The organism is Aquirufa ecclesiirivi (genome assembly GCF_011250515.1).
Taxonomy (GTDB): Bacteria; Bacteroidota; Bacteroidia; order Cytophagales; family Spirosomataceae; genus Aquirufa; species Aquirufa ecclesiirivi.
Window position 1 is genome coordinate 620,548 of sequence record NZ_JAANOP010000001.1, and the last position, 16,071, is coordinate 636,618.

Here is a 16,071-nt window from a genome sequence, read left to right on the forward strand (position 1 = left end):
ATATGTCGCATTTACAAGCAAAACCAATTAAGGTTAATGAGGGTGAGTTGAAGGAGAAAGTAGTAGCCATCAACCGTGTTGCCAAAGTGGTAAAAGGAGGTCGTCGTTTCAGTTTTTCTGCTATCGTTGTAGTAGGTGATGGTCACGGAATCGTAGGTTTCGGATTAGGAAAAGCTAACGAGGTAACAGATGCTATCACAAAAGGTATCGAAGACGCTAAGAAAAATTTATTCCAAATTCCTTTGTTGAAGAACACCGTTCCTCACGAGCAATTAGGTAAGTTCTCTGGTGGTTTCGTATTAATCAAGCCAGCTGCTCCAGGTACAGGATTGATCGCCGGTGGTGCGATGCGTGCTGTCTTAGAATCAGCAGGTGTTCACGACGTATTAGCGAAATCTAAAGGTTCTTCTAATCCTCACAACGTAGTTAAAGCAACAATTGATGCTTTAGTAAAGATGAGAGCTCCACACACAGTAGCTTTCCAAAGAGGAATTTCTGTAGCTAAAGTATTTAATGGATAATCGAGTGCCTTAGTGCCTCTAAAATAGAACATACGATGTCTAAAGTTAAAATTACCCAAGTAAAAAGTGCCATCAAGCGTCCTGAAGTTCAGAAACGTACGATTCAAGCACTAGGATTAGGTAAGATCCGTAAGAGTGTTGAAGTTGAATTAAACCCAGCTATTGCCGGTATGATTCGTGCAGTCAATCACTTAATTGTAGTAGAGAATATATAATTTAATTGCGAGTTGCCCATTAGGGTAGCGTTAAGCCCAATACACATGAAATTATCTTCATTAAAGCCGGCAGAAGGCTCGGTAAAAACAAGAAAAAGAGTAGGTCGTGGTCAAGGTTCAGGTCTTGGTGGAACTTCCGCTCGTGGTCACAAAGGAGCGCAGTCTCGTTCAGGTTATTCACGTAAGCGTGGATTTGAAGGAGGTCAAATGCCAATCCAACGTCGTGTACCTAAGTTTGGTTTCAAAAACATCAATCGTGTAGAATACAAAGCAATCAATTTAGATACCTTACAAGCTTTAGCTGATGCTACTGGTTTGAAGCAAATCAATTTTGAGACACTTTACAGCCACGGATTAGTATCTAAGTCTGACTTAGTGAAAATCTTAAGCCGTGGAAGTGTTACTTCCGCTTTAGAAGTTACCGTTAAAGGTTTCTCTGGTGCTGCTAAAGCTGCTATCGAAGCAGCAGGTGGTCAAGCAATTGTTGGTTAATCCTCTATTCTAAACGAATGAACAAGCTAATAACAACGTTTAAGCATATCTTCGCGATTGAGGAATTAAGAGGTCGTATTTTTAATACGTTACTTTTTATCACCTTCTTCCGTCTTGGTTCTTATATCGTTCTACCAGGTGTAGATGCGACTAAATTAACACAGGCTGGTGATGGTGGACTCTTTGGTTTGTTGAATATGTTCTCCGGTGGAGCTTTGAGTAATGCTTCGGTATTTGCTCTTGGTATCATGCCTTATATTTCAGCATCTATCGCTATTCAGTTGTTGACCATTGCTCTTCCTTACTTCCAAAAGATGCAGAAGGATGGGGAATCAGGTCGTAAAAAATTAAACCAAATCACACGTATCTTAACGATTTTCGTCACAGCAGCGCAAGGATTTACCTATTTACAAGTTACTATTCCCGCAGAAGCTATCTTGGTTGATCCATGGTTCTTCCGTCTTTATGGAGTAGCTATCTTGATTGGTGGAACCATGTTATGTATGTGGTTAGGGGAGAAGATTACTGACAAGGGTATTGGAAATGGTATTTCTATGTTGATTATGATTGGTATTGTCTCTCGTTTTCCTGCTTCTATATTACAAGAGGCTGGATCACGTGGTATGGCAGGAGCCTTATTATTCATCATTGAAATAATAGCTTTATTCTTTGTCGTGATGGGAGCTGTCATGGTAACCCAAGCGGTTCGTCGTATTCCTGTTCAGTATGCTAAGCAAGTCGTAGGAAGTAAGTTGTCCGTAGGTGGTGAGCGTCAATATATTCCTTTAAAGCTAAATGCTTCTGGAGTTATGCCCATCATTTTTGCTCAGGCTTTGATGTTTATTCCAGGTTTAGTAGCTCAATCTTTTGCAGAGAAAAGTGAATTTGCTCAATCGGTAGCTCAATCTTTTGGAGATTTTACTACTTGGCAATACAATGCTTTATTTGCTTTATTGATTGTTGTGTTTACCTTTTTCTACACTGCGATTTCCATTAATCCAACACAAATTTCGGATGATATGAAGCGTGGTGGAGGATTTGTTCCAGGTGTTAAGCCAGGAGAAGAAACATCTAATTTCATTGCTAGTATTTTAGACCGCATTACATTGCCAGGTGCTTTGATGTTGTCTATCATTGCTATTCTACCAGCTGTTGCCAATTTATTTGGAGTGACAAGAGGTTTTGCTTCTTTCTTTGGAGGTACATCCTTGCTTATTTTGGTTGGTGTGGTTTTAGATACATTACAACAAATAGAAAGTTATTTGTTGATGCGTAAATATGAGGGTCTGATGCAGTCAGGACGTGTGAAAGGACGTTCCGAAATGATTAGCCGATAAGATGATTTATTTAAAGACGCCCCAAGAATTAGCGATCATTCAAGCGAATGGTGAAATTTTAGGAAAGTGTCATGCTGAAGTTGCTAAAGCCATTCAACCTGGTGTAAGTACCTTAGCTTTAGATAAAATTGCCTACCAGTTTATTAAGGATCATGATGCACATCCTTCCTTTTTAAATTACCAAGTAGGGGATAAGAAATATGCTTATTCGCTTTGCATCTCAGTGAATGACGTGGTAGTTCATGGATTACCAGGGAGTTTGGAGCTGAAAGAAGGAGATATAATTTCCATCGATGCCGGTGTTTATAAACATGGTTTTCACGCTGATAGCGCTTATACCTATGCAATAGGTCAAGTGGGAGAGGATGTTGAGAATTTATTAACAAGGACGAAAGAGTCTTTGTACCAAGGAATTAAGCAAGCAGTAGCAGGAAAACGTATCGGTGATATAGGTTCAGCAGTGCAGACTTATACCGAGGGATTTGGTTACGGAGTAGTTCGGGAATTAGTAGGACATGGAGTAGGTAAAAATTTACATGAAAGTCCAGAAGTTCCTAATTATGGTCGCCGAGGAGATGGTCCTAAATTAAAAGAGGGAATGGTGATAGCCATTGAACCGATGGTTAATTTAGGAAAGCGTCAAATCACCGTGGATAAGGATGGCTGGACCATTCGGACGGTAGATCGTAAAGCATCTGCTCATTTTGAACATACCGTAGCAATAGGTAAAAATGAAGCTTTGCAGCTGACAACCTTTAGTTACATTGAAGAAGTATTAAAAACATCAACAGTATTGTTGAATATTTAACATATAAATTATGGCCAAACAATCCTCGATCGAAGTAGATGGCATCATATTGGAAGCCCTTTCGAACGCGATGTTTCGGGTGGAATTAGAAAATACGCATCAAGTGATTGCGCATATTTCAGGTAAAATGCGAATGAATTACATCAAGATTTTGCCTGGTGATAAAGTGAAGTTAGAAATGTCTCCTTATGATTTGAGTAAGGCAAGAATAGTTTATCGTTATAAATAGTAAGGTTTGACCCATAAATTAAACAAATATGAAAGTTAAAGCATCGATCAAAAAGCGTAGTGCAGAATGCAAAGTCATTCGTCGTCACGGAAAGCTTTATGTCATCAACAAGAAGAATCCTAAGTTCAAGCAACGTCAAGGATAATTCGAAAGTATTAAATGATTAATAACAACAATTAATTACCTATATGGCTCGTATTGCAGGGGTTGATATTCCCGACAAAAAAAGAGGAGAAATTGCGTTGACTTATATCTTCGGTATTGGTCGTAGCACTGCTCAAAAGATTTTGACGAAAGCAGAAATTTCGTTTGATAAGAAAGCTGGTGAGTGGAATGATACGGAGGCTAGCGCCATTCGTGCTATTATTGCAGCCGAATTCAAAACGGAGGGACAGCTTAAGTCTGAGGTTCAATTGAACATCAAGCGTTTGATGGACATTGGATGCTACCGTGGTTTGCGTCACCGTAAAGGACTTCCTGTACGTGGCCAAAGAACTAAGAACAATTCTCGTACGAGAAAAGGTCGTAGAAAGACAGTTGCTAACAAGAAGAAAGTAACTAAATAATAACAGGGGATAATTCCCCTACACAATTTTTATTGATTTTATCCAATGGCACAAGCAAAAAGAAAAGATAAAGCGAAGAAAAGAGTGGTGGTAGTTGAGTCAGTAGGCCAAGTACACATCAAAGCTTCCTTTAACAACATCATTATTTCAATTACCAATTCAGCAGGACAGGTAATTTCTTGGGCATCTGCAGGAAAGATGGGTTTCCGTGGGTCTAAGAAAAACACTCCTTACGCAGCTCAGATGGCAGCATCAAACTGCGCAGCAGTAGCTGTTGAAGCGGGAATGAAAAAAGCAGAGGTTTTTGTAAAAGGACCAGGAGCTGGACGTGAGTCAGCTATCCGTACTATCCAAAACTCAGGTATCGAAGTTTCCTTAATTAAGGATATCACTCCAATGCCTCACAATGGATGTCGTCCTCCAAAACGTCGTCGCGTTTAATTTTATTCATGTTGGGTAATTAGTAATTATTTTCTCCAACATCATTTATTCACTTAATTAATTACTTCATTGTCCACAAGAGGGGCATTGACTTTTAAAAAAAATGGCAAGATACACTGGTCCAAAATCCAAAATTGCACGTCGTTTCGGCGAAGCAATCTTAGGTCCGAGTAAAGCATTAGCTCGTAAAAATTATGCTCCTGGTATGCATGGTAAAGGGAAACGTTCAAAAGTTTCCGAATATGCCATCCAATTAAAGGAAAAACAAAAGGTAAAATATACCTATGGTATTTTAGAACGTCAGTTCGAAAATTTGTTTCACAAAGCCGCCGTTAAAGAAGGTATCACAGGTGAGAACTTGTTGAAAATGTGTGAGGCAAGATTGGACAACACAGTATATCGTTTAGGAATTGCTCCTACGCGTCGTGCTGCTCGTCAATTGGTTATCCACAAACATATCATTGTGGATGGAGATGTAGTAAATGTGCCCTCTTACTCATTACGCCCAGGCCAATTGATCGGTGTACGTGAAAAATCTAAATCTCTTGAGGTTGTTTCTGATTCGCTTGCGAGCCGTTCACCAAAGCGTTTCAATTGGTTAGAGTGGGATGGAGTGGAGTTAGTTGGTAAATTTACCGCTTTCCCTGAAAGAGATCAGATCCCTGAAAACTTTAATGAGCAGGCTATTGTCGAATTGTATTCGAAGTAATAATCTGGTTAATAATACAATTTTAAAGAGTATCAATAACGTTTTTTCAAGATCATTTTAAGCTACGAAATATGTCAATATTAGCATTCCAAATGCCCGAGAAAGTTGTGATGGAGAAAGCCGATGACTTCCACGGGACATTTGAGTTCAAGCCACTCGAAAAAGGCTACGGTGTTACCATTGGTAACGCACTTCGTAGAATTTTACTTTCCTCTTTGGAAGGTTATGCGATTACAAGCGTTAAGATTTCTGGTGTTTTACACGAGTTTTCAGCAATAGAAGGTGTTCATGAAGATGTTTCTGAAATGATCCTTAACTTGAAGAAGATCCGTCTTAAGAAGGCGCAAGAGATTTTGGAAAATAAAGTAAATATCAAAGTGAAAGGTCAAACTTCCTTTACTGCTGGTGATATTGCTAAATTTACGCCTTATTTTACCGTTTTAAATCCTGATTTGGTGATTTGTAACTTAGATTCTTCTAAAGAATTAGAGGTTGAGTTAATCATCGAAAAAGGTCGTGGATATGTACCAGCTGATGAGCCTCGTGCGAATGAATTAGCTTTTGGTCACATCGCCATTGATGCCATCTACACACCGATCAAAAATGTTAAATTTAGCATTGAAAATACACGTGTAGAGCAAAAAACTGACTACGAAAAATTAGTGTTAGATATCGAAACAGATGGTTCTATCCATCCTGAAGATGCATTGAAAGGTGCAGCTTATATCTTAATCCAACACTTCATGTTATTCTCTGACCAAACCATGACTTTCGAAACGCCAAAAGCGGAGGAAGACAATGTAGTAGACGAAGAGATGTTACACATGCGTAAATTATTGAAGACTTCTTTAGCCGATCTAGATTTATCTGTACGTGCTTACAACTGCCTTAAATCAGCAGATGTTCGTACTTTAGGTGAATTAGTGAAATTAGAGATTTCAGATATGATGAAGTTCCGTAACTTTGGTAAAAAGTCATTAACTGAGCTAGAACAACTAGTAGAAGAGAAAGGCTTAACCTTCGGAATGGATGTTGCGAAATATCGTTTAGACGAAGATTAATTAATCAATTTTTAAATAAGTAATAGGTGGTGGTCATGTAAAACCCACTAACCGCAGTCCGAAAGGACTTTTAACTTACGAATTAACACAATGAGACACGGAAAAAAATTCAATCACTTAGGAAGAACAGCTTCCCACAGAGCAGCCTTATTATCGAATATGGCATCCTCTTTAATTTTACACAAACGTATCGAAACTACTGTTGCGAAAGCAAAAGAATTGCGTAAATATGTTGAGCCTTTAATTACAAAGTCTAAGACAGATAGCACAAACAATCGTCGTGTTGTTTTCTCTTACCTTCAGAATAAAGATTCAGTTAAAGAATTATTTGGAATCGTTTCTGAAAAAGTTGCTGCACGTCCAGGTGGTTACACTCGTATTATCAAATTAGGAAATCGTCTTGGTGACAACGCTGAGATTTGTTTCATCGAATTAGTTGATTTCAACGAAACAATGCTAGCTGCTTCTGCTGAAAAGGCTGGTAAAACTCGTAGAAGTCGTCGTTCAGGAGCAAAGAAAGAAGGTCTTGAAGCTACTGCACCAGTAGCAGAAACTCCATCGGCTGAGGTTGTTGAGGAAGTAGCTGCAGCTGAAGAAGTAGCAGAAGCTCCAGCAGCTGAAGTAGTTGAAGAAGTAGCTGCGGCTGAAGAGCCTGCTGCTGAGGAATCAACAGAAGAGCCTAAAGAAGAAAAAGGAGAAGATGCATAATTCATTTCTCTTATAATTTGGAAGGGCTTTAACTTTAATTAGTTGAAGCCCTTTTTTTAGATAAAAAATTATTCAAACATAGATACATTATGAAAATTACAGAATCGACTCCGGCGGTTTTATTGTTGCAAGATGGTACGCTCTTCCATGGGAAAGCATTAGGCAAAATAGGCACACACGGTGGTGAGATTTGTTTTAATACGGGTATGACGGGTTATCAGGAAATATATACGGATCCATCTTATGCTGGACAAGTAATTATTAATACTACCGCTCATATTGGTAATTATGGTGTGATGGATGCTCAGGAAGCGGAATCCAATCAAGTGCAAATAGCTGGAATGGTTTGTAATGAGTTTTCAAGTGTTAACTCCCGATTTACTGCTACTGGATCTTTACAAGATTATTTAGAAAAAGCAGGAATAGTAGGTATATCTGGGATCGATACGCGTGCTTTGGTTCGTCATATTCGTACCAAAGGAGTGATGAACTGCTTGATTTCGTCTGAAATTTTTGATATCGATTCTCTACAAAAAGAATTAGCTAAAGTGCCTGACATGGAAGGACTAGAGCTTTCATCTCAAGTGTGTACTCAAGAAACCTATTTCTTAGGAAGTGAAAATGCAGATTTTAAGGTAGCAGTACTTGATCTTGGGGTTAAGAAAAGTATATTGAGTAATCTGACTGATCGTGGGTGCTATTTGAAAGTATTTCCAGCTAAGACTTCTTTTGAGGAAATTACTGCATGGCAGCCGGACGGCTATTTTGTTTCCAATGGCCCAGGTGATCCTGCTGTAATGCCCTATGCTGTAGAAACAGTAAGTCAATTTTTGGCTAGCGATAAACCCGTATTTGGGATTTGTTTAGGTCACCAAATTTTAGCTCAAGTTTGCGGTTTATCCACCTATAAAATGCACAATGGACATCGTGGATTAAACCATCCTGTTAAGAATTTAGAAACGGGATTATCGGAGATTACTTCCCAAAATCATGGATTTGCTGTCCGTATGGAGGAGCTTAGTACAAGTTCACAAGCAAGCCTTACGCACATTAATTTAAATGACCAGACCGTAGAAGGTTTACGTGTCAAAGGTAAAAAAGCATTCTCGGTGCAACATCATCCAGAGGCTAGCCCAGGGCCACATGATTCCCGATATTTGTTTGATCAGTTTATCGATCTTATGCGATAGAAATAAAAAAGGCAACCGTGACGTTGCCTTTTTTATTAACTCTATATTGCTTGAAATTTAAGCCAGGCTTTTTTCTGGATAACCAAATAAGGCTTTTTCCTTAATGAGCTTAACCACCGAGCTTGGAACTAAATTTTCCCATTCTCCTGAACCTTGTTGAATTAAATCCAACACTCGATCTGTACGGATTTTCATCAAATTCTCATCATATGAATGTATGTCGGCTAATTTTTCATTGTCCAATAAGTATTGGAATAAACCAGTCAAATGTGCCTCGGGTTGGAAACTTTTTAGGTTAATTAATTGCCCATTTTCATCCAAGGTAGGGTATAAATAAAGCTTGATTTTCAAACCAAATAAACTAGCAAAAGCGGTTAGTATTCCTCCTGGATATTGCGTGTAATGCTTCTCTTCAAAGATGTAATCCAAGTTTGGCATACCCATGATTAAAGCCATTTTTAAGCGACTAAACTTGCTTAAATATGCTACTAGTTTAAAGTATTCGTGGAAGTTGGAAATCAATACCGTTTGACCCAACGAACATAAAATATCCACACGGTCTAAAAAGTCCTTTTCATTGATGTGATTACCTTCATTTTCTAGATTCCTCAGCGTTAATTCTGATACGACACAAATTTTATCATCATCAATATCGGCTTCGTTTTCAAACTGTTTAATCCCTTTTTTGACCATGTCAGAAAAGATGTTTGTCACTGGCCTAAAACGACCACGGATGGCTACAATGTGTTTCTTCGAAAGGGCATCATAAGGTTGCATGACATTCCCATCAGGACCAAATAAGGCCGCTTGCGTGAATCCATGCTTCACCAAGTACAAGGACATCAGCCGGTTGTCAACATCCTTAAAATCTGGACCCTCAAAACGAATCATGTCAATCTCAATTCGGTCAGGCGAAAGGTCGTCCAATAAAGAAACTAGTATTTTTTCTGGGTCAGCATGATAATGGTAGCAACCATAAATTAAATTTACCCCAATGATTCCCAATGCCTGCTGTTGAAGAATATTATCATTATCCAACATATTAATGTGAATTACGACATCATTCACTGGGCCATTTGGACTTAACTGAAAACGTAATCCCACCCAACCATGGGCATCATTATCTTTTTGGTAGTTTAAGGCAGAAACGGTATCCGCAAAGGAGAAGAAACGTTTCTCATCGGCTGATTCAGTCAATCGAACTTTCAATAATTTGAATTCACGATTGAGCATTTTCATCAAACGAGGCTCACAAACATATTTTCCGGATTCTTCTTCCCCATAAATGGCGTCAGAAAAAGCCATGTCATAAGCTGAAATGGTTTTAGCTATGGTACCTGATGCTCCACCTGCCTTAAAAAAGTTAGCAGCGACATCCTGTCCTGCCCCAATTTCTGCAAATGAACCATATATACTGCGATCTAAATTGATCTGAAGGGCTTTTTGTTTCGTCCCTATGGATTTTAATTTGGCAGTCATAGACGAATGAGTTTGTTGATTACGAAGGCTACTACTTAGCAAAGTTATATAATTATCCTGCTATTTACATGATTTTCTTGAAAACATCCTAACCTATTCAGTCCATCTTTTTGATTTATGGTATAAGGTTAAGCCTGCCATCGGGGTCTCGCTGATATTTCCCAAGAGATAACGATTTTTTCTAAGTACTTGTTTCAAAATATCCGAATAATAAAAGGCTATGGAGCCAGTGAAGTGAATTTTTTGAGTTTCAACTTCAGCATATTTGCAAACATATAAACGGATGAACTCTTGAAATGCGTGTTCAATCAATTGATAACAGAATGGGTGCTTGCGGTGATCAAACAAAAATTTAGAAAATCCAGCAAACCATCGATTAGGATATTCACCTTGATACGCTTTGGATAAAATCTCTAATCGATTCAACTCTCCATATCGTTTGACAAATAAATCACGAAGGTCTTGTGGCAGGTCATGGTGCAAATAGGCTAATATTAGCAGCTTTCCTAAGTGCCCACCACTACCTTCATCACCCAACCAAAAGCCCAAAGGGGGGATTTGCTCCTTAATACTCTCCCCATCAAAAAAACCTGAATTAGACCCAGTTCCCAAGATGCAAGCAATTCCCGAATCATCTCCGCACAGCGATCTGGCAGCAGCTATTAAATCATTGTCTACTTGAATAGTCTTTACTCCTGAAAAATATGGGCTGAGCCAATTCCGTATGATCTCTCTTTTGGAATCATCGGTAATGCCAGTGCCATAATAGTAAATCTCCTCAACCGTAAGTGTACTTAGTTGAGATAGAACATCCTTCTGAGAAGCTTGTATTTCTTCTGCTGTTTGATAATAGGGGTTGATTCCCAAGGAATGAAAACGTTGATATGCTTCCTGTGGAGATGAAATATACCTCCATTCTGTTTTACTTGAACCGCTTTCAATGAGTAAAATCATGGGATTAAATTAGTATGCCAATGGCTTGATATTTGTCAAAAACTTGATCAGTGTGGGGAGCATCTTTCAATTCGTCGCTTAAATCTTGCCCAGCCCAATGTTCATAATGTTTACCATTTTTCCAAAGTCGGGAATGGCTCATATCATATATTTTACCTTGGAAAGCCACCCAGATTTCTGGGCGATCTTGTCCATTCCTTAAGGCCAACTGAGCCTTAGAATAATGTGGAAGTGTTGAGTCCAATGCGTAGATAATTAGTACGAAACTAAATAAAAAGCACGAAAAGCCGTTTTGTAAGCAAAGATTTTTAATTTTACTTGATATTTAATGTTATCGGATTTATGAAAAATACATTTCGCGTATTTGTTTCCATCTTATGTGTAAGCTTATTTGCCGCCTGTAGTAAGGATGATCCAACCCCAACTCCTCCAACCCCAACCCCTTTGGTATCTGATCTAATTAAAAAGGTTTGGTCAGCCTCCAATATACAATGGGATGGAAATGTGCAATATGATAAAACAGCCACGTCGAATTTAGTAGCAGGCTACGCCCAGTTTAAATTGGATCTAACGAGTTCTTCATCTGTTTCCTTGACAGAATATGATGGAAATAAGTTTACAGGCACATATAGCTTATCATCAGATAATAAAACATTGACTTTGTCGAGCTTAAAAACAAGCGATGGTACAGAGCCTACGGGTACCGGTGGTACATTAGCCTTTACCATTTCAGGAGTACCTACAGCCAGTAGCTTGGTGATTGAATCTACCACCGCATACGTAAAAGCAAGTAATAAAAAGATTAGGTTGAGCTTAGTCAATCCTTAATCACAAATTAATCATGAGGCCGCCTCATTGGGCGGCTTTTCTAGTTTATGGAGAAAAGAACAGAAATTGGGTCTTTAGGAGAATTTGGTCTCATTCAGCGTTTGGCAGGAGGATTTACAGCACATCAACCATGGACATCCATTGGGATAGGGGATGATGCAGCGGGTTTAGAAACCAATGGTTTTAAAGTCGTATCTACGACTGAATTAATCATAGAGGGAGTACATTTTGATTTGTCATATACGCCTTTGAAGCATTTGGGTTTTAAGGTAACCAGTATGGCTCTTTCAGATATTGCGGCGATGAATGCCATCCCTGCTCAGCTTTCTGTGGGCCTAGGCCTCAGTAATCGCTTTTCAGTGGAAGCTGTAGAGGAGTTATATGAAGGAATAAAATTAGCCTGTGAAGAATACAAAATTGATTTAGTCGGTGGCGACACCACGTCATCTCCCCAAGGTTTGATCATTTCAGTGAGTGCCTTGGGCTTGGTCGCAGAAGATCAGCTCGTGAAGCGAAGTGGAGCAAAACCCAACGATGTTATTTGCGTAACAGGTGATTTAGGGGGAGCCTTGATGGGTTTGCAATCATTGGAAAGAGAGAAACAAGTATACCTAGCCAATCCTGCTATGCAGCCGGAATTGAATGAAAAGAACTATGTAGTGATGCGACAACTTAAGCCCATGGCTCGTTTTGATATCATTCATGATTTAAAGGAATTAGGGGTGGTGCCTACCTCCATGATAGATTGTTCGGATGGATTAGCTTCTGAGATTTTGCATTTATGTAATGCCTCTGGTACTGGAGCGAGGATTTTCGAAAAAAATATACCGATCGATGATGAGACTTATTTAGTGGCTACGGAATTTAGTATTAGTCCATTGACCGCCGCTTTGAATGGAGGCGAAGATTATGAATTGGTGTTCACCATTGCACAAACTGATTTTGATAAAGTAAGTAAAATAACCGATGTTACGGCCATAGGCTACATGACGGATATTCCAAATGAACGTGTTTTGGTGATGAAATCCGAACAAGTAGTCGCTTTGACAGCCCCTGGATTTGGCCCACAATAATATGTCAGTAGCTATCATGCAGCCGTATTTTTTTCCTTATTTGGGCTATTTTCAATTAGTTCAATCTGTGGATGATTTTGTCTTTTATGATGATGTCATGTTCATCAAAAAAGGCTGGATTAATAGGAATCAAATTTTAATGCAGCAAAATCCATTTTTATTTACCATACCATTAGAAAAGCAAAGTCAAAACAAGAGTATTCGAGAATCCAACATTTCTTGGGGCCCCGAATTTCCTACGAAATGGTTACAGCAATTGCAGTCGGCCTATAAAAAAGCCCCACAGTTTGTTCCGGTGATGGAGTTAATTGAGTCTGTTTTAAATAAAAAGCCCTCCAGCATAGCTGATTTAGCTGCTTCTAGCGTCATGGCAACTTGGCAGTATTTGAACTTAGAGAAAAGGTTTCATTTTAGCTCAGAATTAGGTGTTTCTACAGATCTAGAACGAGCGGAAAGACTGATGGCGATAACAGAAACATTAGGTAATAAACACTATATCAATGCTAAGAATGGTCAAGAATTATATCAAAAAGAGTATTTCGCAGACAAAGGATTTCAATTAAATTTTTTAAATCAATCCTTGCCTCCTTATTCTCAGGGGAATAAACATGATTTTGTCGCTGGATTATCCATGATAGATGTATTGATGTGGAATTCGAAACAAGATATAGTGACAATGCTTTCTGCGTATTCTTTAATTTAGGTAAAGGAAATCCGTTTGATAAATTTCGGTATTATTTGATTGTAGAATTATTAACTTTGTTATAATTCCCTTCAATAGGGAACTTTGAAAGTAAATGGGCTCTATGTCACAATCTTTATTCCTTAGAAAATACTCCAATACCTTCCTATCCAGGTGGTTAGTGTTTACTTTTGATTTGGGGATTGTGGTTTTTTCCTTTTCTGTGGCGACCTTACTTCGCATGAATTTTCGCTTAACAGACATTAATTTCGATGTTTTTAAGTACCATTTCTTATTCCTTTTTACTTTTAGGGCGCTGTCTTTTTTGTATTTCCAATCCTACACCGGAATAATTCGTCATACCAGTATAGAGGATGCCGTTATTATTTTAAAAGCTGTTTTTACTGGGACTTTCTTCGCTACCATTCTCTCTTTGGTCGTGCGTTATTACTTCAATCTGGACACCTTGTTTTATGTTCCTTTGTCCATTTTAGTTATTGATTTCTTTATCTGTTTATTCTTAATGGTTTCATTAAGATTTTGGGTTAAATCATTCTATGAATCCTTTATTAGGGAATTTAGGCCATCTGTCGGGATATTGATTTATGGGGCTGGGTACTCAGGAATGTTAACCAAAAATGTGATAAACAATGATCGAAGCATTAATTATACCATATTAGGTTTTATTGATGATAATGAATCCAAGATAGGAAAGACCATTGAAGGTATTCGGGTTTACAGTTTGACGGAAGCCATGGATAAGTTTGTGGAAAAAACGGATGGGCTTGAAGTTATTATGGCCATCAATAATATTTCGCTTAAGGTGAAAAAGCGAATTACTGATACTTTTTTGGATCGGGGAGTAGTGGTTAAAATCCTTCCTCCTGTAGAAAAATGGGTAGGAGGCGAGTTTGCCGTCAATCAAATTCATAATGTAAAAATTGAAGATTTACTAGGCCGTGATGTTATTCAAATGAATAACAAGCAAGTCGGAGAGCAATTATACAGCAAAACCATTTTAGTTACTGGTGCGGCTGGGTCTATTGGAAGTGAAATAGTGCGACAATTAGTTGCATACTTGCCGGCATCCCTCATTTTAGTTGATCAGGCTGAATCTGGCTTATTTGACCTCGAATTTGAAATCTCATCAAGTATTCCCATTAATACGAAGCTGTCCGTATATGTAGCCGATGTAACGGACCAAAAACGTATGTCTCGGATAATTTCAGCCCATAAGCCTAACTTTATTTTTCATGCAGCTGCCTATAAGCATGTTCCATTGATGGAAAGTAATCCTTACGAGGCTGTTCGGATTAATGTCTTGGGAACTAAAATACTTTCGGAGTTAGCAGCCGAATATCATGTCGAGCGTTTCGTGATGGTTTCTACTGACAAAGCAGTGAATCCAACCAACGTTATGGGTGCTACAAAGCGATTAGCCGAAATGTACACCCAATCCATGAATCATTTGGAGGGTATCTCCACCAAATACATTGCCACCCGATTTGGCAATGTATTAGGATCTAGTGGGTCTGTGATTCCTTTATTTAAAAAACAAATCGAACGTGGAGGGCCAGTCACTGTTACTCACCCAGATATCACCCGATATTTCATGACTATTCCAGAAGCTTGTGAATTAGTTTTGGAGGCAGCTACCATGGGAAATGGGGGTGAAGTGTTTGTATTTGATATGGGTGATTCGGTAAAAATCATCGACTTGGCTAAAAAGATGATAACCCTGAGTGGATTACGAGTAGACCGAGACATTGAAATTAAGTTTTCAGGTTTACGCCCAGGAGAGAAATTATATGAAGAGTTGTTGAATAACAATGAAAACACCTTGCCAACACATCATCCTAAGATTTTAATTGCCAAAGTAAATACACCAAGTTATTCTTATATGGAGATTCAATCCAATGAATTAGAACATATATTGGAACATGGAACAAGTAATCAACTAGTTTCAAAAATCAAGGATATTATTCCAGAATATAAATCCAATAATTCTGTTTTCGAACAGTTAGATAAAGTTTCAATCCGTTCCAAAGGCTAGATTTTCAACCACCTTTTTACTAGGTAAATAGCTCCAATAGTCACTATCGGAGCCGCTATCACGTCCATTGTATAATGCACATGTTGGACAAGTAATAGTGCCATTAGTAACAAGGTTAATGCAAAAGCCCATTTTTTCTCCTGAGTTTTAGGAAGAAAGAAACATACAAAAACCATAGTAGCTGTATGACCCGAAAAGAAAAGATCTTTCGTAATGGCTAAATTCTCCCCATAAATAAAAATTTCAGCCAGAGGATCATGTAAATCCACTAAATTGAGGGGTGGATTCAATGGAATAAGATAAATGCAGCTAAGTCGAATTAGGGTTTCAAGATTGAATGCCCAAGCGAACCATAAAAAGGTATTTGGATGGGGAATTAGTCGAATGAGTAAGTAAATGACGCTACAGTAGATGATGCTAAATATGGGGTAAGAGACATTGAAAGCAGGAATATGTGCTAAGATGATGTCTTGGATTAACATACCTTCGCGCATTTGAATCCACTGAAAATAATCGTCGGCTTTCCATGGGAAAAGCATGAAAACTAGTAGGGCACTCACGAATTTCCATCGAAAAGCACTTTCCTCCCAAGCCTTTGACCAGTTTGTTCGAACAGATTGAATATAACTTTTCATGCTTATCTTTGGTTCTATCTATAATTTAAGTCCGCAAAACTACGTTAAAAATTAAAATAATGGAGAAATTGATGAAAAATGCCTGGGTAA

21 protein-coding genes are annotated in these 16,071 nt (G+C 38.4%); 17 read left to right on the forward strand and 4 right to left on the reverse strand.

From position 1 onward, the window contains the following. The first annotated feature begins 2 nt into the window (after positions 1-2). The 13 genes from rpsE to carA all read left to right on the forward strand — a co-directional run bounded on the left by rpsE (position 3) and on the right by carA (position 8,277). The gene (gene rpsE, locus G9H65_RS02645; protein ID WP_166229560.1) at positions 3-521 is read left to right on the forward strand and encodes a 30S ribosomal protein S5; all 519 of its coding nucleotides are present in this window, start codon (positions 3-5) and stop codon (positions 519-521) included. Positions 522-556: 35 nt separating this feature from the next. Next, positions 557-736, forward strand: coding sequence for a 50S ribosomal protein L30 (gene rpmD / locus G9H65_RS02650; protein WP_205753085.1), 180 nt, complete (start codon positions 557-559; stop codon positions 734-736). 45 nt (positions 737-781) lie between these two features. Beyond that, entirely contained in the window at positions 782-1,228 is a 447-nt protein-coding gene (rplO, locus tag G9H65_RS02655; RefSeq protein WP_109324402.1) for a 50S ribosomal protein L15, read from the forward strand. 17 nt (positions 1,229-1,245) lie between these two features. After that, positions 1,246-2,565 (forward strand): preprotein translocase subunit SecY, encoded by a 1,320-nt coding sequence (gene secY / locus G9H65_RS02660; RefSeq protein ID WP_166373783.1) that lies wholly within the window; start codon positions 1,246-1,248, stop codon positions 2,563-2,565. Position 2,566: 1 nt separating this feature from the next. Further along, entirely contained in the window at positions 2,567-3,373 is an 807-nt protein-coding gene (gene map, locus G9H65_RS02665; protein ID WP_166373784.1) for a type I methionyl aminopeptidase, read from the forward strand. Between the two features lie 10 nt (positions 3,374-3,383). Next, on the forward strand, positions 3,384-3,602 hold the full coding sequence (gene infA / locus G9H65_RS02670; protein ID WP_092013982.1) for a translation initiation factor IF-1: 219 nt from the start codon (positions 3,384-3,386) through the stop codon (positions 3,600-3,602). A 28-nt stretch (positions 3,603-3,630) separates the two neighbouring features. Further along, entirely contained in the window at positions 3,631-3,747 is a 117-nt protein-coding gene (gene rpmJ, locus G9H65_RS02675; protein ID WP_109324399.1) for a 50S ribosomal protein L36, read from the forward strand. A gap of 43 nt (positions 3,748-3,790) precedes the next feature. Further along, complete coding sequence (gene rpsM, locus G9H65_RS02680; RefSeq protein ID WP_109324398.1) at positions 3,791-4,168, forward strand: 30S ribosomal protein S13; 378 nt, start codon at positions 3,791-3,793, stop codon at positions 4,166-4,168. 45 nt (positions 4,169-4,213) lie between these two features. After that, positions 4,214-4,609: a 30S ribosomal protein S11 gene (gene rpsK, locus G9H65_RS02685; protein WP_109324397.1), complete on the forward strand. Its 396-nt coding sequence runs from the start codon at positions 4,214-4,216 to the stop codon at positions 4,607-4,609. Between the two features lie 103 nt (positions 4,610-4,712). Further along, positions 4,713-5,318: a 30S ribosomal protein S4 gene (gene rpsD / locus G9H65_RS02690; RefSeq protein WP_166373785.1), complete on the forward strand. Its 606-nt coding sequence runs from the start codon at positions 4,713-4,715 to the stop codon at positions 5,316-5,318. 71 nt (positions 5,319-5,389) lie between these two features. Next, positions 5,390-6,379, forward strand: a complete 990-nt coding sequence (locus G9H65_RS02695; RefSeq protein ID WP_166373786.1) for a DNA-directed RNA polymerase subunit alpha — start codon at positions 5,390-5,392, stop codon at positions 6,377-6,379. Between the two features lie 90 nt (positions 6,380-6,469). Continuing rightward, positions 6,470-7,087, forward strand: a complete 618-nt coding sequence (rplQ, locus tag G9H65_RS02700) for a 50S ribosomal protein L17 (protein WP_166373787.1) — start codon at positions 6,470-6,472, stop codon at positions 7,085-7,087. 89 nt (positions 7,088-7,176) lie between these two features. Continuing rightward, a complete protein-coding gene (gene carA, locus G9H65_RS02705) occupies positions 7,177-8,277 on the forward strand; it encodes a glutamine-hydrolyzing carbamoyl-phosphate synthase small subunit (RefSeq protein WP_166373788.1) in 1,101 nt (366 codons plus the stop codon). A gap of 57 nt (positions 8,278-8,334) precedes the next feature. Here the strand turns inward: carA and G9H65_RS02710 are convergent, their stop codons facing one another. From G9H65_RS02710 to G9H65_RS02720, 3 genes are all read right to left on the reverse strand, one after another. Then, positions 8,335-9,756 carry a TonB-dependent receptor gene (locus G9H65_RS02710; protein ID WP_166373789.1) on the reverse strand — a complete coding sequence of 474 codons (1,422 nt, stop codon included), beginning with the start codon at positions 9,754-9,756 and terminating at the stop codon, positions 8,335-8,337. 93 nt (positions 9,757-9,849) lie between these two features. Further along, positions 9,850-10,710, reverse strand: a complete 861-nt coding sequence (locus G9H65_RS02715) for an N-acetylglucosamine kinase (RefSeq protein ID WP_166373790.1) — start codon at positions 10,708-10,710, stop codon at positions 9,850-9,852. Positions 10,711-10,714: 4 nt separating this feature from the next. Further along, the gene (locus tag G9H65_RS02720; protein WP_166373791.1) at positions 10,715-10,954 is read right to left on the reverse strand and encodes a cytochrome b5 domain-containing protein; all 240 of its coding nucleotides are present in this window, start codon (positions 10,952-10,954) and stop codon (positions 10,715-10,717) included. A 98-nt stretch (positions 10,955-11,052) separates the two neighbouring features. Here G9H65_RS02720 and G9H65_RS02725 point away from each other — a divergent pair, with 98 nt between their 5' ends. The 4 genes from G9H65_RS02725 to G9H65_RS02740 all read left to right on the forward strand — a co-directional run bounded on the left by G9H65_RS02725 (position 11,053) and on the right by G9H65_RS02740 (position 15,346). Then, the gene (locus G9H65_RS02725; protein WP_205753222.1) at positions 11,053-11,538 is read left to right on the forward strand and encodes a hypothetical protein; all 486 of its coding nucleotides are present in this window, start codon (positions 11,053-11,055) and stop codon (positions 11,536-11,538) included. Positions 11,539-11,585: 47 nt separating this feature from the next. After that, complete coding sequence (thiL, locus tag G9H65_RS02730) at positions 11,586-12,611, forward strand: thiamine-phosphate kinase (RefSeq protein WP_166373792.1); 1,026 nt, start codon at positions 11,586-11,588, stop codon at positions 12,609-12,611. Position 12,612: 1 nt separating this feature from the next. After that, positions 12,613-13,314, forward strand: a complete 702-nt coding sequence (locus G9H65_RS02735) for a WbqC family protein (RefSeq protein WP_166373793.1) — start codon at positions 12,613-12,615, stop codon at positions 13,312-13,314. Between the two features lie 103 nt (positions 13,315-13,417). Further along, complete coding sequence (locus tag G9H65_RS02740; protein ID WP_166373794.1) at positions 13,418-15,346, forward strand: polysaccharide biosynthesis protein; 1,929 nt, start codon at positions 13,418-13,420, stop codon at positions 15,344-15,346. On the opposite strand, the gene G9H65_RS02745 is transcribed toward G9H65_RS02740, so the two are convergent. Then, a complete protein-coding gene (locus G9H65_RS02745) occupies positions 15,343-15,981 on the reverse strand; it encodes a phosphatase PAP2-related protein (RefSeq protein ID WP_166373795.1) in 639 nt (212 codons plus the stop codon). The genes G9H65_RS02740 and G9H65_RS02745 overlap by 4 nt on opposite strands. Positions 15,982-16,071: the final 90 nt, after the last annotated feature.